The sequence below is a fragment of the Rhizobium sp. AG207R genome, assembly GCF_027109195.1.
Classification (GTDB): domain Bacteria; phylum Pseudomonadota; class Alphaproteobacteria; order Rhizobiales; family Rhizobiaceae; genus Rhizobium; species Rhizobium dioscoreae.
Genome location: NZ_JAEPVT010000001.1, coordinates 321,329 through 341,453 on the forward strand (window position 1 = coordinate 321,329; position 20,125 = coordinate 341,453).

General features: G+C 58.8%; 14 protein-coding genes. 6 read left to right on the forward strand and 8 right to left on the reverse strand.

Annotated elements, in window-relative coordinates:
* Nucleotides 1-708 precede the first annotated feature (708 nt).
* Both JJQ51_RS01355 and JJQ51_RS01360 read left to right on the forward strand, forming a co-directional pair.
* Entirely contained in the window at nt 709-2,637 is a 1,929-nt protein-coding gene (locus JJQ51_RS01355) for a methyl-accepting chemotaxis protein (protein WP_269244169.1), read from the forward strand.
* Nucleotides 2,638-3,511: 874 nt separating this feature from the next.
* On the forward strand, nt 3,512-4,546 hold the full coding sequence (locus tag JJQ51_RS01360; RefSeq protein WP_145636664.1) for a FecR family protein: 1,035 nt from the start codon (nt 3,512-3,514) through the stop codon (nt 4,544-4,546).
* 70 nt (nt 4,547-4,616) lie between these two features.
* Here the strand turns inward: JJQ51_RS01360 and JJQ51_RS01365 are convergent, their stop codons facing one another.
* On the reverse strand, nt 4,617-6,788 hold the full coding sequence (locus JJQ51_RS01365; protein ID WP_269244170.1) for a CHASE2 domain-containing protein: 2,172 nt from the start codon (nt 6,786-6,788) through the stop codon (nt 4,617-4,619).
* A 233-nt stretch (nt 6,789-7,021) separates the two neighbouring features.
* Nucleotides 7,022-7,672 (reverse strand): TetR/AcrR family transcriptional regulator, encoded by a 651-nt coding sequence (locus JJQ51_RS01370; protein WP_145323004.1) that lies wholly within the window; start codon nt 7,670-7,672, stop codon nt 7,022-7,024.
* 192 nt (nt 7,673-7,864) lie between these two features.
* Here JJQ51_RS01370 and JJQ51_RS01375 point away from each other — a divergent pair, with 192 nt between their 5' ends.
* Both JJQ51_RS01375 and JJQ51_RS01380 read left to right on the forward strand, forming a co-directional pair.
* A complete protein-coding gene (locus JJQ51_RS01375) occupies nt 7,865-9,088 on the forward strand; it encodes a multidrug effflux MFS transporter (RefSeq protein WP_145636667.1) in 1,224 nt (407 codons plus the stop codon).
* A gap of 90 nt (nt 9,089-9,178) precedes the next feature.
* Nucleotides 9,179-9,343, forward strand: coding sequence for a hypothetical protein (locus JJQ51_RS01380; RefSeq protein WP_186450370.1), 165 nt, complete (start codon nt 9,179-9,181; stop codon nt 9,341-9,343).
* A 389-nt stretch (nt 9,344-9,732) separates the two neighbouring features.
* Here JJQ51_RS01380 and JJQ51_RS01385 read toward each other — a convergent pair whose 3' ends face one another.
* The 4 genes from JJQ51_RS01385 to JJQ51_RS01400 all read right to left on the reverse strand — a co-directional run bounded on the left by JJQ51_RS01385 (nt 9,733) and on the right by JJQ51_RS01400 (nt 15,735).
* Complete coding sequence (locus JJQ51_RS01385) at nt 9,733-10,470, reverse strand: carbohydrate ABC transporter permease (protein ID WP_233790093.1); 738 nt, start codon at nt 10,468-10,470, stop codon at nt 9,733-9,735.
* A 140-nt stretch (nt 10,471-10,610) separates the two neighbouring features.
* Nucleotides 10,611-11,504, reverse strand: a complete 894-nt coding sequence (locus tag JJQ51_RS01390) for a carbohydrate ABC transporter permease (RefSeq protein ID WP_183811478.1) — start codon at nt 11,502-11,504, stop codon at nt 10,611-10,613.
* 65 nt (nt 11,505-11,569) lie between these two features.
* Nucleotides 11,570-12,829 (reverse strand): extracellular solute-binding protein, encoded by a 1,260-nt coding sequence (locus JJQ51_RS01395; protein ID WP_113331632.1) that lies wholly within the window; start codon nt 12,827-12,829, stop codon nt 11,570-11,572.
* A 164-nt stretch (nt 12,830-12,993) separates the two neighbouring features.
* Complete coding sequence (locus JJQ51_RS01400) at nt 12,994-15,735, reverse strand: glycoside hydrolase family 2 protein (RefSeq protein WP_269244354.1); 2,742 nt, start codon at nt 15,733-15,735, stop codon at nt 12,994-12,996.
* A 156-nt stretch (nt 15,736-15,891) separates the two neighbouring features.
* On the opposite strand from JJQ51_RS01400, the gene JJQ51_RS01405 reads away from it, so the two are divergent.
* Nucleotides 15,892-16,917 carry a LacI family DNA-binding transcriptional regulator gene (locus tag JJQ51_RS01405; RefSeq protein WP_233790079.1) on the forward strand — a complete coding sequence of 342 codons (1,026 nt, stop codon included), beginning with the start codon at nt 15,892-15,894 and terminating at the stop codon, nt 16,915-16,917.
* Between the two features lie 271 nt (nt 16,918-17,188).
* Here the strand turns inward: JJQ51_RS01405 and JJQ51_RS01410 are convergent, their stop codons facing one another.
* Nucleotides 17,189-18,205, reverse strand: a complete 1,017-nt coding sequence (locus JJQ51_RS01410) for an alpha/beta hydrolase (RefSeq protein WP_145636732.1) — start codon at nt 18,203-18,205, stop codon at nt 17,189-17,191.
* A gap of 197 nt (nt 18,206-18,402) precedes the next feature.
* Here JJQ51_RS01410 and JJQ51_RS01415 point away from each other — a divergent pair, with 197 nt between their 5' ends.
* Nucleotides 18,403-19,314 carry a LysR family transcriptional regulator gene (locus tag JJQ51_RS01415; protein ID WP_173002553.1) on the forward strand — a complete coding sequence of 304 codons (912 nt, stop codon included), beginning with the start codon at nt 18,403-18,405 and terminating at the stop codon, nt 19,312-19,314.
* 395 nt (nt 19,315-19,709) lie between these two features.
* On the opposite strand, the gene JJQ51_RS01420 is transcribed toward JJQ51_RS01415, so the two are convergent.
* The gene (locus JJQ51_RS01420) at nt 19,710-20,057 is read right to left on the reverse strand and encodes a winged helix-turn-helix transcriptional regulator (RefSeq protein WP_113352124.1); all 348 of its coding nucleotides are present in this window, start codon (nt 20,055-20,057) and stop codon (nt 19,710-19,712) included.
* Between the last annotated feature and the right edge of the window lie 68 nt (nt 20,058-20,125).

Sequence of the window (20,125 nt, forward strand, 5' to 3'; positions counted from 1 at the left end):
GGTGAATAGCGGAGCAGTCGACTACTCGCGCCACGCGGTGCAGGAAAAGGAAGCAGGGATGATCGAATGGTTTGACATCATCCACCGTCTTGACGTCCGAGCAAGACCTTGCTCTTCAGCGGTGCGAATGACATCGGTCTCTTGAGGCGCCATGCTGACCGAATCCCGCAATGGACGCTTGTCAGGTTCCTTTCAAGAGCGAGACGTTCAGGGTTTGAGCAACAATTAGCTGCCTGCTCATCGGGCCGGAGAGCATTCACACTTCATCACCAGCCGATATGAGGAACCTTGCCGCGAAAATCCACGCGGCAACGGACCAGCCACTTCATTCAATCTTTGGTTTCCGGAATCTGACGACGATCCTTTTTGTCGATAAGGCTCCTTTCGACCGGCTCATCGCTTCCTTGCCGCCATATTATCAGGAGTAGGAAGGCCCTATCCAGCGGTCCGCTCCATTGCGAACTTCTCAAAAGGTTACTTTAATAGATCCGCTGGGCGATATAGCAGTACTTATCAGGACTAGCTTGATGTATACTTTCTCACTGACGTTGAAGATCAACGCCTAGCGGTATGTATCAAGGCATACAATATAATAGTAGTTGTATTTTTTGATAATTTGGAAATACATTTCCATGGATCGACATATTTTGACGGATAATTAAGCACAATCCCACATCCTTCTCTTGAGGAAATCTTGGGATATGTTCCATGGCATCGATCCAGCAGAAAATCATCCTTGCAAGCGTGGCGATCTTTGTAATTGCGGGCGGCGCGACTGGTGTTGGCATATGGTCCGCCTCGACCCTGACGCAGAATGCCGAGAAAATAGCAGGGTCGGCTCAGGTGCTGCGTAATCACATGCAGGCAGATATGATGCATGACGCTTTGAGAGCGGATGTGCTGGCTGCGTTGCTCGCATCCGATCCCGCATCCGGCATTGGCTTTGAAACGGTCAACTCGGATCTTTCGGAACATGTCACGTCGTTTCGCGAGATGATCAAGGCCAACAAGGCGCTCGCGACGGATCCGGACACTCAAAGGGTGCTCGCCGGTGTGGAATCTCCGTTACTGAGCTATATCGACAACGCAACCAAAATGGTCGCGACGGCTGAGAAGGATCCGGCGGGCGCGTTAAAGGCATTGCCCGATTTCATGAAGCAATTCTCCGCTTTGGAAACCGCGATGGAGAAGGCGGGCGATCAGATACAAAACGTATCGGAGTCGATCTCGACAGAAAGTGCGCGCACAGCAGGTTCCATACGCAGCATCATGCAGGGGCTCCTAGGGCTGACGGTGCTGTTCTCCATCATGCTCTTCGTGTTGTTCCGCAGGACCGTGTCCAAACCCATCCTGGCGCTTTGCGCCGATATGGCCAAGCTCGCGGGCGGTGGCACCAATATCGTTTGTACCGGCATCGGTAGAAGCGACGAAGTAGGGACGATGGCGCAGGCTGTTGAAGTATTCCGAAAAGCAGCGATCGCCAAGGGCCAGCTCGAAGCGGACGCGGCAAAGGACCGTCAGCAGGCGGAAGCCGACAGGATCGCCACTCAGCGGCAGGCGGAAACCGATGCCGCGGACCGTTTGCGAGTCGCGACATCCGGTCTTGCCATGGGACTTAAGAGGTTGGCTTCCGGGGATCTTTCCTTCCAGCTCGATGAGCCATTCGCTCCGGATTTCGAAGCTCTTCGACACGATTTCAATACGTCATTGCAGCAATTGAGCAGCACATTGCACGCGATTGCCGAGAGTATTGTATCGATTGACAGCGGCACGCAGGAGATCTCTTCCGGAGCCAACGATCTTTCCCGCCGCACCGAGCAGCAGGCGGCATCGCTTGAAGAGACGGCCGCCGCTCTCGATCAGATTACGGTCAATGTAAGCAACTCGAGCAATCGGACGGAAGAAGCGCGAGCGGCAGCGACTGCCGCCGATCATAGCGCAACCCGGTCGGCTGATGTCGTCAGCAGGGCCGAGGAAGCCATGCAGCGCATAGAGAGCTCCTCCCAGCAGATTTCCAATATCATCGGCGTGATCGATGACATTGCCTTCCAGACTAATCTATTGGCGCTCAATGCCGGTGTGGAAGCGGCGCGCGCCGGCGAAGCCGGTAAAGGATTTGCCGTCGTGGCGCAGGAAGTGCGGGAATTGGCGCAGCGCTCCGCGGCCGCGGCAAAAGAGATCAAGGCGCTGATCAATGCTTCTTCGTCCGAGGTCGATGGTGGAGTGAAGCTGGTGCGTGAGACGGGTGTCGCATTGAAGGAAATCGGTGAGCGCATCTCGGGCATAAACCAGCACATGAACGCCATCGCCGCATCCGCCAAGGAGCAGTCGACAGGCCTTGCCGAGGTCAATGCGGCAGTCAATACGATGGATCAGACGACGCAGCAGAATGCGGCGATGGTCGAGCAGTCGACGGCAGCCTCCGCCGCACTTGCCGCCGAGGCCAGCAAGCTGCGTGAACTCGTATCTCAATTCCGCCTCGACGCCGCGGCCTCCGCCAGCTCGGCAGTCTTGCGACAAACCGCGCGCGCCATGGCTGAGCCATCGCGTCGCGCTTCCGCCGAGCCGGTCGCGCAAACGGCCCGTAGATCGGCTGCCGTTAGCGGTCGAGTCGTTTCCGATTGGAAAGAGTTTTAAGCAAGCCATGGGGCGTAATGGCCAAGGGGCTGTCTGGGATCTTTTCACATTCCCAGTTGGGTTAGAAGCGGAAAGCAGACAACTAGCTCTAGATGGACCATCTCCGGCAGCCTAGCTTCCTGCTTCACCAAACGAGAGCATTGCGCGGGCAATAGGCAACGATAGGGTCTCTATTGCCATTCAAGTGCTGACGACCTGTACTGTCCATACGGCCGCCGCTGATCGGAACGGTCGCCTGGCTATGGAAGACCCCTGAGATGGACCGAATCGCAGCATCGGAAGCAACTAAGCTGCCTACTTAAATAAAGGTTTTCTGATTTGCGGATCAAACAGTGCCGGCCGTATGCTTGCGTCTCTATTTCCGCGCGAGCGAAGAAAATCAAAATATCCCGACAATTAAAAGTATCCGTATGAATCATTGCGAAAGGCGCAATCGGTCCCTTTCAAATATTTCAACACAGCAGCGACCCGCACTGCGCTGCTTCAGCGAATTGTAGACATGCGGAACTGACCTGTAGCGGTGACTAATCGATGACCGACCATGGCCAACGAGCCATCGGTTCTTCAATGGACTGCAATCGTGTGATGAATGTTGCGTCGAGAAGGAGTCTGACGCAAATCCTTCGATCTCGGCAACCTTGAATAGACTCACCTCTTTTTTTAATGCTATGGAAGAATTGATTCGGATAATGTTATTGAAATTATTCTATGAATTTCCGATTAGAAGATATGCATGCAATATTATCGAAATTATACATCAGTTTATCCATGATTAAATTCCAGAATTGAAAAATATGCAAGGATATAACCATAGGTCGTGATTTGTAATAAGAAATATATTATGATAAAATATAAATAAGCTTGGGAGGGGAGGGTGTTTTATCTTCGTCACGCCGTGGCCGTTGTGTTGAGTGCCACGCTGCTCGCGCCGCTGTCTTTGAAAGCCGCCGAGAAGGTCGGTCAGGCGGTGTTGATCAAAACCGAGGTCACGGGTGCTGGCGGCCCGATCGCGGTCGATGATCCCGTTCATCGGGACGAGCAAATTCGCACCTCGATTTCGGGTCTCGGACAGTTCACATTTCGGGACGGCACCAGACTGGCCGTCGGAGCCGGATCGTCCGTTACCATCGACAAATTCGTGTTCGATGACTCGGGCGAGGTGAAAAAGCTGACCGTGAATGCGGCAAAGGGCAGCTTTCGCTGGATGAGCGGAAATTCGAACCACTCAGCCTATCAGATCGTGACGCCGGCGGGAACGATCGGCGTGCGCGGAACAGCGTTTGATTTTTATGTCGGAGCCAACGGCACGACGGCAGTCGTCCTGTTGAACGGCGCTGCGCAATTCTGCGGCGCTGGCGGCTGCAGGCAGCTGAAGCAGCAATGTGATTGCGTCGTTGCGAAGCGCAACGGTCAGATCAGCGAACCTCGCCGGGTCAATCGCGACGTTCTCAAAACGCTAGGCAACCAGCGGGCTCTGCCGTTTCTGTCCGGGGATCAGCAGCTTTCAGGGCGAATGGGTTTTGTCAGTGGCGGTGGCTGCGGTCTGTCGACGGCGATGAAGAGCCAGCCAAACGGGATCTCTCCACGCAGCGCTCCGGCGAACAATCCCGGCCCGACACAGCCTGATACGCCGAGCGTACCTAACACGCGGGAGCCGACACATACGGAGTCGCCGACTGCACCGACCGAAACTCCCACCACACCGAATGTCCCAAATACACCAAATACACCAAGTACACCCGACAAACCGCATAACCATGACGATGATGATGGCAAGCATCACGACGGTCATCATGGCAGGGGCGAGCACGGATGGGGCGATCATCATCGCGGCGACGAGGACAATGAAGGCGATGACGGCGATCATAATGATCAAGGTGATCACGATGGCGGGCATCACCATCGCTGAGGTCCTGAATTGCGAGAGAATAGCGAGTTAGGGCGTCTCCGAGCCTGAAAAGGCTGAATCGCAAAATCAGCTAGATATCGGCTGCCTTGTGCGCGGTCTCGTCGACGAAGTGTCCGCCTCGTCGAGAAATCTGGGCGTAAAAATCCTGCAGTAGTCCTGTTGCCGCCGCTCGCGCCTTAAATTTGGCGGCGCTGATAAGTTTGCGGCTGCCTGTCGAGCGTACCCGAAGGGCATCGACAAGCTGCCTGTGAGCAGCCTGTAGTTCCACAAATCCGGCGGATCTCGCCACGCGTTCGTCGCCGACCACCGCAAAGAGTTTGGTTCGCATGCTCTTACCCTTCAGCGTCAGCGCTCCCGCTTCGAGCAGAGCGCAATCGGGCAGCAATCCTGCCGTCGATTCGGATACCAGAATATCGAAATTGACGTCCTTGCAGGCGGATTCGATACGCGCGGCAATGTTTACGGCATCGCCGACCGCCGTGTAATTGAAACGGGTCTCGGCCCCCATATTGCCGACGCATGCAAGCCCTGTGTGGATGCCGATGCCTATTCCGACCCGCCGCGCGTCTCCGAAACCGAAGGCATCGTCGCCATTGAGGTGGGCGAGTGTTTCCCGCATGCCGAGAGCCGCGCGCACGGCCTTGCCGGCATGATCGTAGACATCGACAGGGGCATTCCAGAAGGCCATGATCGAGTCTCCGATGAACTTGTCGAGCGTGCCGTCATTGGCGATGACATGGTGGCTCAGCGCATCGAGCAGCGTGTTCAGAAACGCAACGACGGCGCTTGGGCTCATCTCCTCGCTGATCTGGGTAAAGTTTCGCACGTCGACGAACATGACCGTCAGTTCGCGTTCATCTCCCCCGAGGCGTAGTGCGTCGCGCGTATGCTCGATGCGATGGAGCAGCGATGGCGAGAGGTAGTGGCCGAAAGCCCGCCGCACGTCGCGCCGCTCCCGATCCGTCACGAGAAAGCGGAATGCCGTCGCAGCGAAGTGCGTGATCGATCCAGAGACGATCGGTGCCAGCGGGTCGAAGAGAAGCCCTCCATAAAGAAAGGCGGCCCAGGAGGCCACAAGGGCAAAAAAGGTAATTAGCAGGCCGCAGGCGAGGGCCGCGGCCGGATTGACGAAGGTGGTGACGATCACCAGAAGGCTGCCCAAGAGGGCGATGGATAGGATTTCCAGCCCATCCGCCCAGTCCGGCCGGGAAAGGAAGCGGCCTGAAAGGATCTGCTCGACGATCTGCGCGTGGATGGAGACACCCGGCACATTCTCGTCAAGGGCCGTCGTGCGGACATCTTGGAGGCCGGAAGCGGAGGTTCCGACGAAAACGATACTGCCTTCAATAGCGGTTCTGATATCGGCGGAGGCGCCTTCGGTCGCGAGTATCTTGCTTGCCGAAATATATCGCTTCGCGGTGTCGCGGCTGACATAGAGCCAAAGCTCGCCGGCTGCCGTTACCGGCGCGACGAAATTGCCGATCTTGACCCGGGTGAGGGTATTGGGTGTGCGCGGCGCGGCGTCAAGCACGTAGGTGGAGGCTCCCTGTGCCACGCGAAGCGCCTCAAGCGCGAGATTGGGATAAAGCTGCTTGCCGTCGCTGAGAAAAAGCGGAACCGCGCGCACCACTGCCGATGAAGCGCCCGGATTGAGGCTGATATGACCGAGCCCCGCGGCATTGGTTTCCAATTGCGGCAGCACAGGCGTGGCGGCCTTGATCGCCGGCGGCGCACCGGAGGGATCTTCGCCGGTATAGGCAAACCCTGCCTTGACCGGCGGCAGATAATTTCCCTCGTTGGAGAGGCCGAAACCCAGAACCACCGGCCTTCCCGACAGCGATTGGGAAAAAATCTCATCATTATCCGGTAGTTTGCCAAGCAGTGACGGATCGATGCCAATGACATCGCGAACGACGTTGCGCGGCGACAGACGGTCCGGCTCGGCGAAGAGGATATCGAAAGCGATAGCGGCCGCGCCCAGATCGGAAAGCCTGTCGACAAGGGCGGCAATCCGGTTTCTTGGCCAGGGCCATTGACCGAACTCCCGCAGCGACGCCTCGTCTATGTCGACGACCCGGACGGGCTGGTTCTCGAACGTCCGGGGCACCAGGCGCTGATACTGGTCGAATGTCAAATCGCGCGCGAGCCTTAGCAAGGGAGGATCACTTGCCCGTAGGGTCGTCAATGCCGTGACGAAGGCCAGGCCGATCACGACGCCAATTTGCTGCGCACGCGTCACCATTATGGTGTCAGCCCTTTTGCCGTGCATCCCCGGCAATAAGTAACGGTTCGAGGAACTACAAAAATCTATCGGTCTGCTGCGCCACGAAAGAATATGCTGCCTTGTTCCCGAGCATGATGCAATGATCAAAATATCGAAGAGATAGAGAACAGAATCTTGCACCGCGATTGTCGAGGCAATGCCGCGGGCGCGCGCCTCAACGGAATGACGTTCGGTCTCCCGACGCGATGCCGTTAGCGCTTGCCGAATGCGCGCAGAAAGGTCTTTGTCGCCTCTCTTGCCATACGATGGATTTCTTCCTCTGCAGTTGGACGGCCGATCTGTTGGTTAATCCGTAGATCTGTCGCGAGTAGCGCCATGTACTGCCGCGCGGCAAGTGCCGGATCCTCTATGTCGAGATGGCCAGCCAGCGCGAGCTGCGCAAGCCGGGCAGCGATGGCGGGGTATTTCTTGCCCGGTCCGTATTCCTTCCAGGTCTCGAACAGTTCGGGAAATCTGCTACCTTCGGTCTCCAGGAGCTTGCGTAGCCAGCGACCATTCGGATCACAGACCGCCTTGCGTAGGAGAAGCGATGAAAATTCGGTCAGTTCCTTTTCGAGATCGACAGGCGCCACGGGAAATGTGTCCAACACTCGAAAGAAGTCGGCGCTCGACTTCTCGGTGATCTCCGCGACTACAACCTTGAACAGATTATCCTTGTCGCCGAGTTGATTGTACACCGTCTGACGCGACACGCCGGCCCTTGCCGCGATGGCATCGATGCTCGCCGCCGCGAACCCCTCCTCGGCAAAAACGTCTGCGGCCGCCTTCAGGATTGCCTGACGTTTGCTGGTGGCGGGCGGACTCTCTATCTCGGAAGAAACCGCTGCGGGCGAAGTTTTCATGACACCACCATATAGGACTTGACTAATTGGACAATACTGTCCAAAATATTTTACAGGAATGACGGGCTCCGCATTGAACCATTTCCGTCGTTCCACCGTCCTATCTATAATCGCCCACTCAATCCCCGTCACATGCTTTTTGTATGAGGCCTTGCTTCGTCGGGGAATGTCGTGTGCGGGAAAGGTCTTTCCGTGCAGAGCAAGGATTACGTTTCATCCCCCAGGGCTAGCGGCTCCCACCATGCGATCGTCCTGGGCCTTCTTTCAGCCGTCGGTCTCTTCGCCCTCGACATGTATCTACCCGCGTTGCCGACGATCAGTCTGGATCTTCACGCCGACAGCCATGCAGTCCAGGCAAGCCTGATCTCCTTCTTCGCCGCCATGGCCGTGTCGCAGATTATCTACGGTCCGCTGTCGGACATGTTTGGCCGTAAACAGCCTCTCTATGTCGGTCTGGCGCTCTACATCCTCGGCGCGATCGGCTGCGCGCTCTCCACCGATATTGGCTGGCTGGTCGCCTTCCGTTTCATTCAGGGCACCGGCGCCTGTGCCGGCGTCGTGATTGCCCGCGCCATCGTGCGCGACCTGCATACGGGAGCGGCCGCCGCGCAACTGATGTCGCGGCTTATGCTGGTCTTCAGTATCTCACCCATCCTGGCGCCGCTCGCGGGCAGCATCGTGACGGTGTTCGGGAACTGGCGGCTGATCTTTTGGGTCATGGTCTTCGCCGGCGCTGTCGGCTTCGTCGCGGGCCGCTTTTTCCTCGAGGAGACCCGTCCGGTTGCGGCGCGCAGTGAGAGCAGCCTCGGCGGGGCGTTGAAGGCCTATGGAACACTCGTTAGGGACCCGTATTATCTCGGTCTGGTGCTGATGGCTTCCTTTGGCATGTCCAGCTACATGATTTATGTCGCCAACTCCTCCTTCGTGCTCATCGGCCATTACGGGCTCTCTCCGAGCTTTTACAGCGTGGTCTTTTCCGTGAACGCCATTGGCTTCATTGGCATGTCGCAGATGAACGGCTGGCTTGCCCGCCGGATTGGTTTGCGTAAGGTGATTCGCGGTGCGGTATCTGGTTATGCGCTGACGATGGTGGCGCTGGCCGTCCTGATGGCCGGCGGAGTCGATCGCCTAGACATCATGGCTGCCTTCCTGTTTGCGGGCTATGCTTTTCTTGGAATGATCGTGCCGAATGCGGCGGTACTGGCGCTTGAACATCATGGTCGTATCGCCGGCACGGCCTCGGCGATGATGGGAACGGTCCAGTTCATGACGTCGGCGCTGGTGGTTGGCGTCAGCGGTATGTTCATGGATGGCACGGCGAGACCGATGGTAGCCGTCGTTGCCATCTGCTCGGCCATCGTGCTCCTCCTTTCGATCGCGGTGCTAAAGAGCAGGCATGTGGTGGCCGCCGAATAGATCCTGCTGGGCCTATTGCAGCGCCTGGTGCATGCCACTTCACCGAGCCCTCTTCGGCGAGCGAACTGTGCCGCCTAAGGGGTGGTATGCTTGGAAGAAAGGGACACACTGCTTGTGTTGGCGCGCGATTGGTACGAACGCGATGGCTGGCTCGGTCTGATGAGGCCGGTCATGGCGCGGCAGTACCTATCTAAGCGAGGCGTCACCGGTTCGAATCCGATCAACGGCACGGTATCCGTCGCTGTGGTGAGCTGATGCTCACCTTCTGTCGAAAGTCTGCGAACCGATGTCCAGGCAGGGGTGATGCCAACGCCCGCGGGCAACAACAATTTTTCGCGCCCCTCCCGAAACTCGGCGACGTTGTTGCTCTCGTCTCAGGAACTGGACCTGCGGCATGTAGGCGGCGACTTCACATTTCAAACACGATGCCGTCGATAATCTTTCGGCGTCCTGGCGTTTCGCAACACAGTCTGCCAGACTGCGCCGTCTTCTCTCTCGCGCATGGCCAAGACGCTTGGTTGCAGATCCTTCCCGCGACTTCAGGCGAGTCTGCCGCAGTCTTGTTTTGACGTTATCGCGCTGATCACATAGCCTCGAATGATCGGAGAAATTTCCAGCAACCCGTTCTGCCTTCGCGCGGGTTGCTATCCCTTTATTCCGGCCGAAAGCATGATCGCGCGCGTGATCTGCTTCTGAAAGACAAGGTAGAGAATGGCGACGGGAAGGCCGGCCAGAACAGCGGCGGCCATGTCCTTGGCAAAACGCACGCCGAAGACATCCTTCACCTGGGTAATCCCAACGGGAATGGTGATCGTGCCGTCCGATGTCGCGACCAGGAAGGGCCACAGGAAATTATTCCATGCCGCGATGAAGGTTGTGATGCCGAGCGCGGTGATCACGCCCCAGTTCATCGGCACATAGATCTTCCAGAGCGTTCTCAAGTGCCCGGCATTGTCGAGCATCGCCGCCTCGCGGAATTCCTTTGGAATCTGGTCGAAGAATTGCTTGAGGATGATGATGACCGATGGCACCACCAACTGCGGCAGCACGATGCCGCCCCAGCTGTTGATGAGTCCGAACATGTTCATCAGCACGAAATGGTTGATGATGAGCGCCTCCGCCGGCACCATCACCGAGGCGATCAACGCCCCATAAATCACGCGGCGGCCGGGAAACTGGATTTGGCTGAGCGCGTAGGCGCAGCCGACGCTCATCACAAGCACGAGAACCGCGATGATCGCCGAGGTGCCGACCGAGTTCATATACCATTGCACGATGCTGGAGTGCTCGACCACGTAACGGTAGGGTTGGAGCGTCGGCGCCTTCGGGAAAAGCCCGGGTGTCCGACTGACCACCTCCGTGTCGGATTTGAGCGATGTCATGACCGCCCAGTAGAGCGGAAAGAACCAGATAAGGGCACCGAATGCCGTCAGCGCGGTCAGTGCGCGCCCGCTCCAACCTCTCGAAGCGACACGACTGTTCGCCGTGGCCAGCTCTGTCCGCGCACTTGTCGTGAGAACGCTCATTTTTCCCCTCGCGCACGCAGGAACTGATATTGCAGGACCGAGGCAATGAGAATGATGGCGAACAGGATGGTGGCGACGGCGGCACCTTCGCCACCCTTGTTCTGCTTGAAGGCGAGATCGTAGATGACTGTCATGACAACGGCCTGCGCGTCCGCCGGCGTGTGGGCGAAATAGCCGAGCAGATAAGGTTGCGCGAAGATCTTGAACTGCGCAATCAGCTGCAGTGTCAGAACCAGCGCCGTGACCGGCCAGATCAATGGCCATGTTATTCGCGAAAACACCCGCCAGCGGTTGGCATTGTCGAGGGCGGCCGCCTCGTAGACCTCGGGCGAGATGCTGCGCAGCGCCGCAAGAAACAGAAGGATGTTGAAGCCGATCGTCCACCAGATGGTGACCACGGCAACCGACGGCATGAAATAGGTTGGCGAACGCAACACCGGAAGCGGCCGCCCTCCGGTGAACAGACCGATGATATTCTGGATGACGCCGTATTGCATGTTTGCAATCCAGGTCCAGATCTGCGTCACCACTGATACCGGCAGGATCGAGGGCAGGAAAAAACAGGCGAGAACCAGCATCTGTATGCGGCCGCTCAGGCGATTGATGCCCATGGCAATGAACAGCGCCAGAAACGTGCCGGGGACGACGGTCAGGACGATGAAGTAGAGCGTGTTCACAAGCGCCTTTTGAAATTGGGGTGAGGAGAGCTGGCGCGCATAATTGTCGAGGCCAACCCATTCGCCGGGGCCGATCAGCGGTGCATTGGTCAGGCTCATCGCCACCATCCGCCATGTCGGGTAGGCAAATATCACTAGAAACGCGACGACCGCCGGTGCGACAAGCAGCGCGGCAACCACATGATCCTGTTTCCTGTTGCTGACCGCGGCCATCCGCCACCTCTCTCGCTAATGCAGCCCCGGGGCAGGGAGGCGTCCCGGGGCCGTGGAAGAAAACGTCACTGAGAGTTCATGTGATCGCGAAACTTCTCGAGCGTTTCCTTCACATCGCCCTCGCCATTGAGCGGTCCCGACGCCATGTTTTGCCAATCGTCGTCGAATTTCGAAGCCGCGCCCGTCAGCGGCGTCTTTGGCATGTAGAAGGCGTTGAGCGCCATGGCGGCATAATCCGCCTGCGGCTTGAGCGCCTTGTAGGCGGCCGAGGTGCTAACCGGCAGATAGGCCGGTATATGGCCGGCGGCAGCCCATTCCAGCGAGTTGACATTCATCCATCGGATGACCTCGAGAACCGCGGCGCGTTTTTCCGGCGTCATGGTGACGCCGACATTGTTGGGGATCACGAAGGAGTGCGAGTCCGACCAATTGGCGGGTTTGCCCATCCAGGCCGGGATGTTGACCATGCCGTATTCGAAACCGTTGCCCTTGGCGACTTCGGTTTCCATGGTCGGCAGTTCCCAGTTGCCGTTCAGGAAGAAGGCGGATTGTCCGGCGATGAAGGTGGGAGTGATGGTTTCGGTGTCGATATAGGGCTGCGCCCAGCCCTGTTTCACCCAATCGGCGACTTCATTGTAGGCTTTTTCCATCTTGTCGAAATTGTCGCCCTGCAGGAACTTGCCGTCCGCGGTCAGTTGGCCGCCTTGCTGGCCAAATAGGGTGTAGATATCGCGCAGATCGCCGTTGGACGAAGAAATGACGACGCCGTTCTTGCCGGCGTCCTTTGCCTTGGCCAGCACTGCGCGCCAGCCTTCCAGCGTGTCGATGCCGGTAGGCTTGCCGTCGTTGCCCAATGCGCCCAGCTCTTTCAGTATGGTCTTGTTATAGTAGAGCACTTCCCCATGCACGTCGAAGGGGACGGCGTAGCGCAGATTGTCGACCGTCGAGGCGGCGATCGCGTTCGGTGGATAGTCGCTGTCCTTCAGGCCGACGGCCTCGAGCTCTTTCGGATCGATCGGCGAGATGGTCTTGGCCGCAACCGCGGCCGCCAGGCGTGACAGGTGGTATGTGGCGATGTCGGGCCCCTGGCCGACGGCGGCGGATGTCTGCAGCTTGGTATAGTAGGGAATACCCCATTCGAGCGTCGTGCCCGTGATCTGGATCTTGTCCTTGTGCTCCTGGTTGAAACGCTGGATCAGCGCCTTCATCCGTACGCCGTCGCCTCCGGACAGAAAGTCCCACCAGACGACGTTTTCGACCGCGAATGCCGGAAAGGCAGTCATGAGGGCTAACGCCGCGATCGATGTTCTCAACAGGTTACGCATTCTCTCTCCTCCAGGCTGCTTCTGTTTTCCTCCCGGGCCGCTCTTCACTAAGCGGCCCTTATGCCTCGCGCGGCGGCCAACGAGCCGCGTTATATCCCCTTGCAACTATCTGGACCGCCTCGACCTCCTCCCGGTCATATGCGGCGGTTCAATCTTTTGGCCACCTATCCGGCTGCCGTCTCGATAATGCAATCAAGCAAGGTTGCCGCCACCGGATCGACACCGGCCGCTTCGCGCATCAGGCCGAAGGTCGTGGCGACGATACGGCCGGCACCAACCTTCCTCTCGGCGATGGTTGCACATGGCTTGTGGATCCAGCCCACCATCGTGCCCGCGTGCACCAAGCCGTCGAAATGGATCGGCCGAAAGCCGGTGATGACGCGGTTCGGGTTGACGCCGACGAAGGAGAGATCGGTCAACGGGCCGCCCGGCAGGCGCTCGAATTTTCCCGAACGCTTCACCCAGCTGAAGCCGGTGACCCAATTGCCCTTCCAGATGGTGCCGTTGCGTTCGGTGACGCGCATCTGCGGCATGGATTGCCCGCGATCGCCCCCGGCCGGGTAATTCCAGTTGGGCTGGTCGTTGCGCAAATTGCCGAACGGCAGCGGCGGCACATCGGCAAGCGACACAAAATGGGCGCCGTGCTCCATGGCGTCGATATCGGCCTGACTGAGAGAAGACGCAACCCGCACGTCCGCCTTGCCGGCCTCGACAACCGCATAGCCAAGCGCTGCTAGATAGTGCGCGATCTCGGGTTCGGCCGAGAAGACGGAAAGAGCCGGCTCGGAGCGGCTGCCATAGACGCTGACGTCCAAGCTGTTGCGCGCAATCTCCTTGCCGCTGGCGGTGATCGTAAACTGGACGCTGACCTGACCGCCGGCCATGGTGGCGGTGAAGGGCAGAGAAATTGCCGGTAGATGATGCACCGAGGTCGCGCTAATAGCCGGGATCGCCATTTTTCCAGCGTCCGTCCCATCGATGCTCCAGCTCAGTTCGGCCGCGTGGATTGCCTTGCCACCGGTCGAGATTTCGAGCTCCACGCTCGCCGTATCGCCTGCCCACACGGCATAATGCTGCATGCGCGGGATGATGACGACATCGGTGTTAATCTCGTGGAAGCGATTGTGGTAGGCGCGCGTATTGCGCTGCATGTCCATCAGGCCATTGGCTTCCCAGTGCAAATCGGTCAGCTCGGTGATGACATAGCCCTGAATGGAGGCATGGCGGCGCATCTCCTCGATTTCGAATTTGAGCGCATTGAACTGATGCCACTGCGTGTCTTCGATGAAGGAGCTGAAGGACGGAAAGACCTTGTCGAACTGATAGGTGCGGAAGCGCTGTTCGACGCCATGCGGATAGGTCGCGCCGTCGCTGTCCCACTCCAGGCCATTGATGAACCAGAAAGGTTCCTTGCCGTCCTGCTTGAGCTTGTCGGGATGCGGCAGACCCCACACGCCGAACTCGGAGACGACGAGCGGCTCGTCGCCGCGCCGTCTCGCATCGCCGTTCGGCGAATAGGACCACGCGGGCCGCGCGGCGAAAGCCGATACCCAGTCGGTCCATTCGCGTGCCATTTCCGGAACCGAGGCGTAATAGTGATAGTCGTCTATGTCGGAGACGACATGGAAGTTCGGAATGCAGGCGGAATTGTCAACGACCAGCCGTGTCGGGTCCATCCTCTTCAGCCAGTGATAGGCGCCTTCCAACCAGGCTCGCTGATCGGCGCTTTCGACGAGGCGTGTTCCCCAATCCTCGTTGATGATGGTCCAGATCACGATGGAAGGGTGATTGCCGTCGCGTCGCAGGATTCCTTCCATCGTATCGAGCAGGCGCTTCGCTGATTTCTCGGTGAAGGTCTGAATGTTTGGAATTTCCGTCCAGACCAGCAGGCCAAACCGGTCCGCCACATCGTAGTAGCGTGGATCGGGAGCCTTGATATGACAGCGCAGGAGGTTGAGGCCGAGTTCCTTCGACTTGCGTGCCTGATCCTCCAGAAATTCCAGCGACGGCGGCGTATAGATGCCCTCGGGATAATAATCCTGATCCAGCGCGCCGCGCATGTAGAAGGGGTGCCCGTTCAGAAAGAACTTTCCATCCCTTGCCTCGAAGGTGCGAAAACCGAAATTCTCCTCGGCGGCATCGATAACGTTGCCCCCCTCGGATAGCTCGGCAACGGCCCGATAAAGAGCGGGATCGTCGAGCGACCACGCTTCGACATCGGCGACCTTGAGCGCAGCCGAAATCCGGGCCTTGTCGTTGAGCGCAAATTCGCTCGAAGCTGCGACCGCTCCCTTGCGATCCAGAATGGTGATCTTCAAGGCGCCGGTAAAAGCCGCTGCCAGCTCGACATCGATAGCGACATCGCCCGTTGCGAGATCGGCGCGAATGGCCTGGTGGGTGATATGCGCCTCGCTGCGGCATTCCAGCCAGACCGATTGCCAGATGCCACCCAGCATTCCGTACCAGCTTTGCTTGCCGTGCGGGATCTCGTCGAACGGGAAATCCGGGAAGGCTCGGGCATCGGCGCTTGGCAGCGTAACCTTCACATCCAGACGCAACTCGCCGGTCAACAGATCGAAAGGGATGACGAATTCGAAGGGCAGATAGCCTCCTTCGTGAGAACCGAGCGCGCGGCCGTTGACCGATACTTCGGCGAAATAGTTCACGGCGCCGAAATGCACGATGACCTGACGGCCAAGCCATTCCTGCGGCACGGTGAAGGCGCGGGAATAGGTTGCCACGCCGGCCGCGGCACGCAGAACCGGAAAATGAGCCTGCCAGGGCGCGGGCACGGCGATCGTAGTCGGCGTCCGCCCTTCCAGCTGAAAGTCCCAGGTTCCGTCGAGAGACAGGCGCGCACGCGGCCCGGAACGGGTATCGGCGAAACGGCGGGAGGCGATGGTCATGGCCACGAGCTTTTCGGTTGGATTAAGTCACAAAATAAGTTACACGAAAGTTTCGTAACTTATAAACTTAACTTCCGCAAGGGCCGTAGCTTCACATTGTCCGTCAGATTTCCTAACGTGCGCGCAGACTGCCCTTGAGTCCGAGAAAGAAACCGAGTGAACGACAAGACGACGAAACGACCGACCATGTCCGATATCGCCTCGCAGGTCGGCGTTTCGCATGCGACGGTTTCACTGGTGCTGAACGAGGCTCCCGGCAAGAGGGTCTCGGAGAAAGTGCGCGAACGCGTGCTGGCTGTCGCCGCGGAACTTGGCTACCAGAAGACAGCGCCGGCCAATGACCCGATCGGCGGCATCATCGTTTTGCTGATAGACGATCTCATGGCCTCGCAGCATGCTGCGCCGCTGATAGAAGGTGTTCGGAGCGCGGCGGAAGAGCAGGGCTTGGCGGCGTTCACCGTCGTGACGGGCGGACAGGTCGAATTCGCCGAATCCATTCTCGACTATCTCGGACGGCGCCAGATCGTCGGCGTAATCTACGCCACGCTCATCACCCAGCTAGCGCCGATCCTGCCTTCCAACCTTGGCAACTATCCAGCCGTCCTTTTGAATTGCCACCAGCAGCGGGCCGAGTTCTCTTCGATCATTCCAGGCGATCATGCCGGCGGTTATGCGGCGACGGAAGTCTTGATCAAGGCCGGCCATCGCCGCATCGCCATGATCGATGCCGGCAGGCAGCGGCTTGAAGCGGCGCGCGATCGCCTGAGCGGCTATCGCCAGGCGCTGACCACCTACGATATCGCCGTCGATCCGGAACTGATCCTTTCAGAAGCCTGGTCCCTCGATCTCGGGCGGGAAAAGATGCTGCAGCTCCTCGATCTGCCATTGCCGCCGACGGCGGTTTTCTGCTTTTCCGACCGGGTCGCGATGGGCGCTTATGATGCGATCAGGATGCGTGGGTTGAGGATTCCCGACGACATTTCGGTCGTCGGTTTCGACGATGAAAGTCTTGCCCGAAAAATCCTGCCGCCGCTTACAACATTGAAGCTGCCGCACGAGGATATGGGTCGTTGGGCGGTCTCCGAGCTTTTGGAAAAAGTAATGCAGCCGAAGAAGCCACCAGTGAGGCTGAAGATGGAGTGCCAGTTGATCCTTCGCGCTTCAGTCGCGCCGCCGCCTTGAGTGCGATGAAGGGACAGCTCCTTGGGCATGGTCGGCCCCAGATGCGCCTGAGCGACGACATATGAGTGAGATGCTGCCCTGGCTGAAGTCCGTAAAGAAGAGCGGAGCGGTAATGGCCCGTTTGCGCACCGCGATCGTCTGCGGGATTCGCTCAGTTTAGCTGGGGCGTCGTATTCTTGATTGGCGAGAAAGTGGAGCACCGCCACGGGGCTGTCGAATACAGCACCGTTGCTCTCTTGAGTCTTCGTTCAAGCTGCTTCGTATACCGCCATTAAAGTTTTTTGCTCTGGAGCCAGTGTCGGATGGCCTGAATGAGTTCTTCCTTGCGCTCCAACGGCAGCCAATGCCCGCAGGGCATACTCGCCACGGTAAGGTCTCGGCAGGCTGCACGCATCGGGTCGCCCTGACGATTTCCGTTGATGCTGCAGATCTGATCGAAGTCGCCGTTAACGAACAGCACCGGCTGCGACAGTCGGCCCCCATTGGGCGCCTCGCGCGCGTAGACGGTGTTGGCATCACCGTTCAGATACAACGCGCAGGTAGGGAGGAAGCCGCGAAGCTTGAACGCGTGCACCAGCTCTTCGAAGTCCGCCGGCGGCCACAGTGCCAGGTCGGGCCGGGTGGGCGGGGCTCGGTGTGCGGCGCCGAAGCGCCCACCGTTGCGCGTGACTTTCGCGGATGGCGAAACCTCGCCGACGGCGGCAGGGCTGCCCGATCGAAAGATCGATGCCAACGATGCTTCCGCATCCGCGTCGAGGTCAGCCACCGCCGTATCGAAATGCGTCGTGTAGTACCGATAGTAATCCCATTGGCCGTCCGGATATTGGTCGGCGGGGTAAATCGTTCGATCGACCAGCGCAACGAGCGTAGGCAGGGCGTTCCCGTCGGGAAAATACGCCCACGAGATCAGTACGACGCCACGGCAGCGTTTCGGCTCATGCGCGGCCAAGGCACCGGCTACGATGCTGCCCCAGTCGTGGCCAACCCAGATTGCAGCCTCGCGGCCAAGGTGGTCATGGAGCTCCGCCATGTCCGCCACGATTTCCTCGATGGTATAGGCATCGTTGGCTGCAGGTGCGAAAGAGCTGCCAAAGCCGCGAAGATCAGGAGCGATGCAGCGCCACCCGTCGGCGGCGAAGGCGTTCATCTGGGCGCACCACATCAGACCTATGCTCGGCCAGCCGTGGAGGAAGATCATCAGCGGTCCGTCGGCCGGCCCGCATTCGATGTAATGCGTTGTCTGACGGGGCGTGCTGAAGGTGCGGGAAACCAGCGTTGATGAGAGCATTCCCCCCGCTGCGCCCGCCAGGACGGCCGCGTCGGTCACGAGGGGGATGGACCGTTGGTCGGGATGCCCGATCAGGATCGGACCTTCGACGGGATGGTGTTGGATCATAGGCATGCGCAACCGTACGCCGAGCAGATGCTTGCGATTAGGCCTGAAATCACACATGAAGTATGAAGCAAAACTTCAAGGTGGATCACTTGCGACAGAAAAATATCCTCGAAGGCGTGGCTGTGTTTGTCGCCGTGGCCGAAGCTGGTAGCTTTTCCGAAGCAGCGCGGCGTCTCGGTATCTCTCCATCCGCGGCCAGCCAGGCGATCCGAAGCCTCGAGGAGCGTCTCGGCACGCCGCTTTTGCGCCGCTCGACCCGCAGTTTGAGTTTGACGGAAGTCGGTACCGACTATCTCCTGGCGGCGGCTCCTGCCCTGTCGCAATTGAGGCGAGCGGCGGAGGAGGCCGCACGGCGGGGTGGTCGGCCAGCTGGCCCCTTGCGCCTCACCATGCCGCGCGCGCCCTTCGACCTGCTCATCGCCGCAGCACTGGCGGCTTTTCAGGACACCTATCCCGAGGTGGAGCTTGAGATCGCGGTCGAGGCGCGCATGATCGACATCGTCAAGCAAGGCTACGACGCAGGATTACGCTATGGTAATTGCCTCGAGAAGGACATGGTGGCAGTGCCAGTCGCGCCCAAGTCAGAAGCCGTTCTCGTCGCTTCACCTGCCTATCTTCATGCTCGAGGGATGCCAAATCTCCCAAGCGATCTGCTCAGTCACCGCGCCGTGGTGTGCCGCAGTCAGACAACCGGCTTGATCATACCATGGATCCTGCAATCCGCAGGCGAGACCGTACAGATCGCGCCGCCCGCGGCCACGATCGTTCACGATCTCGCCTCACAGATCGAGCTGACTGTAAGGGGCTTAGGAATTGTCAGCGCTCCGGCTGCGAGCGTGTCCGACCTCCTGGCCGCTGGAAAGTTGTCACGGGTCCTGCCCGAATGGTCTTCGCCGCTGGAGGCGCTTTATCTCTACTTTCCGAGCAGGCGCCATCAATCAGCGGCATTGCGCGCGTTCGTCGCGTTTCTGAAGGGACGCTCCTATCTTCCCTCCAACTGAGTAATGGTCAGGTCAAAAACGTAGATGGGCGAGATGAAGCCTCATCCCGCCCGGGATCAAATTCGCGCTCGGCCTTAAGACTGATCAGCCTGAAGGTTAGCAAGCAGTGTGGAGCACACCGAATTCTACGAACCGGCCACCTTCGCTATCCGATCAAGCAAACGATAATCCAGCGCTGAAACTTGCCATTAACGCAAGAGCCGACGCTTAACTTCGTTTCGAGATCTTGCGGTCAAGCTGCGGCATCGCGCAATTAACGCAATCGGTCCCATCCTTTGGGCAGAGCAGGCGGTCAAGCGGGTGCCGCATCGTCAGATTGGAGGGGGCGGCGTCCTTCAACGCCGGCGCGTTCCCTGATGTCACCGGCTGCAAGTGAGCATCCGCCGTCAACGGCGCTAGGGGGTAGAATCACGCAACAGCAGGCGCGTGCCGACCTCTACGATGGATCTGATCGCGGGGAGGAGTTCCTTCCCCAACTCGGTCAACTCGTATTCCACCGTGGGCGGTGATGTCGGTAAAACCTTGCGCGTGAGGACGCCGCGCTGTTCGAGATCCCGCAGCCTGCTCGTCATCACCTTCGCCGAGATGAAAGGATTGTCCCGGCGCAATTCCGAGAACCGGCGTGGGCCTTCGCTCAAGGACCAGAGCACCTCCGGCGTCCAGCAGCCGCCAAGGAGATCCATGCATTTCGACATGGGGCAGCCCGGGGGCGTCTCCACCTTCTTTCGTACCTTGAGTACCATTACCCTTCCTTCAACGGCAGTTTCCAGTTGGTTACCGGAAAATGAAGGTAACCGCGAGATACGTGGTT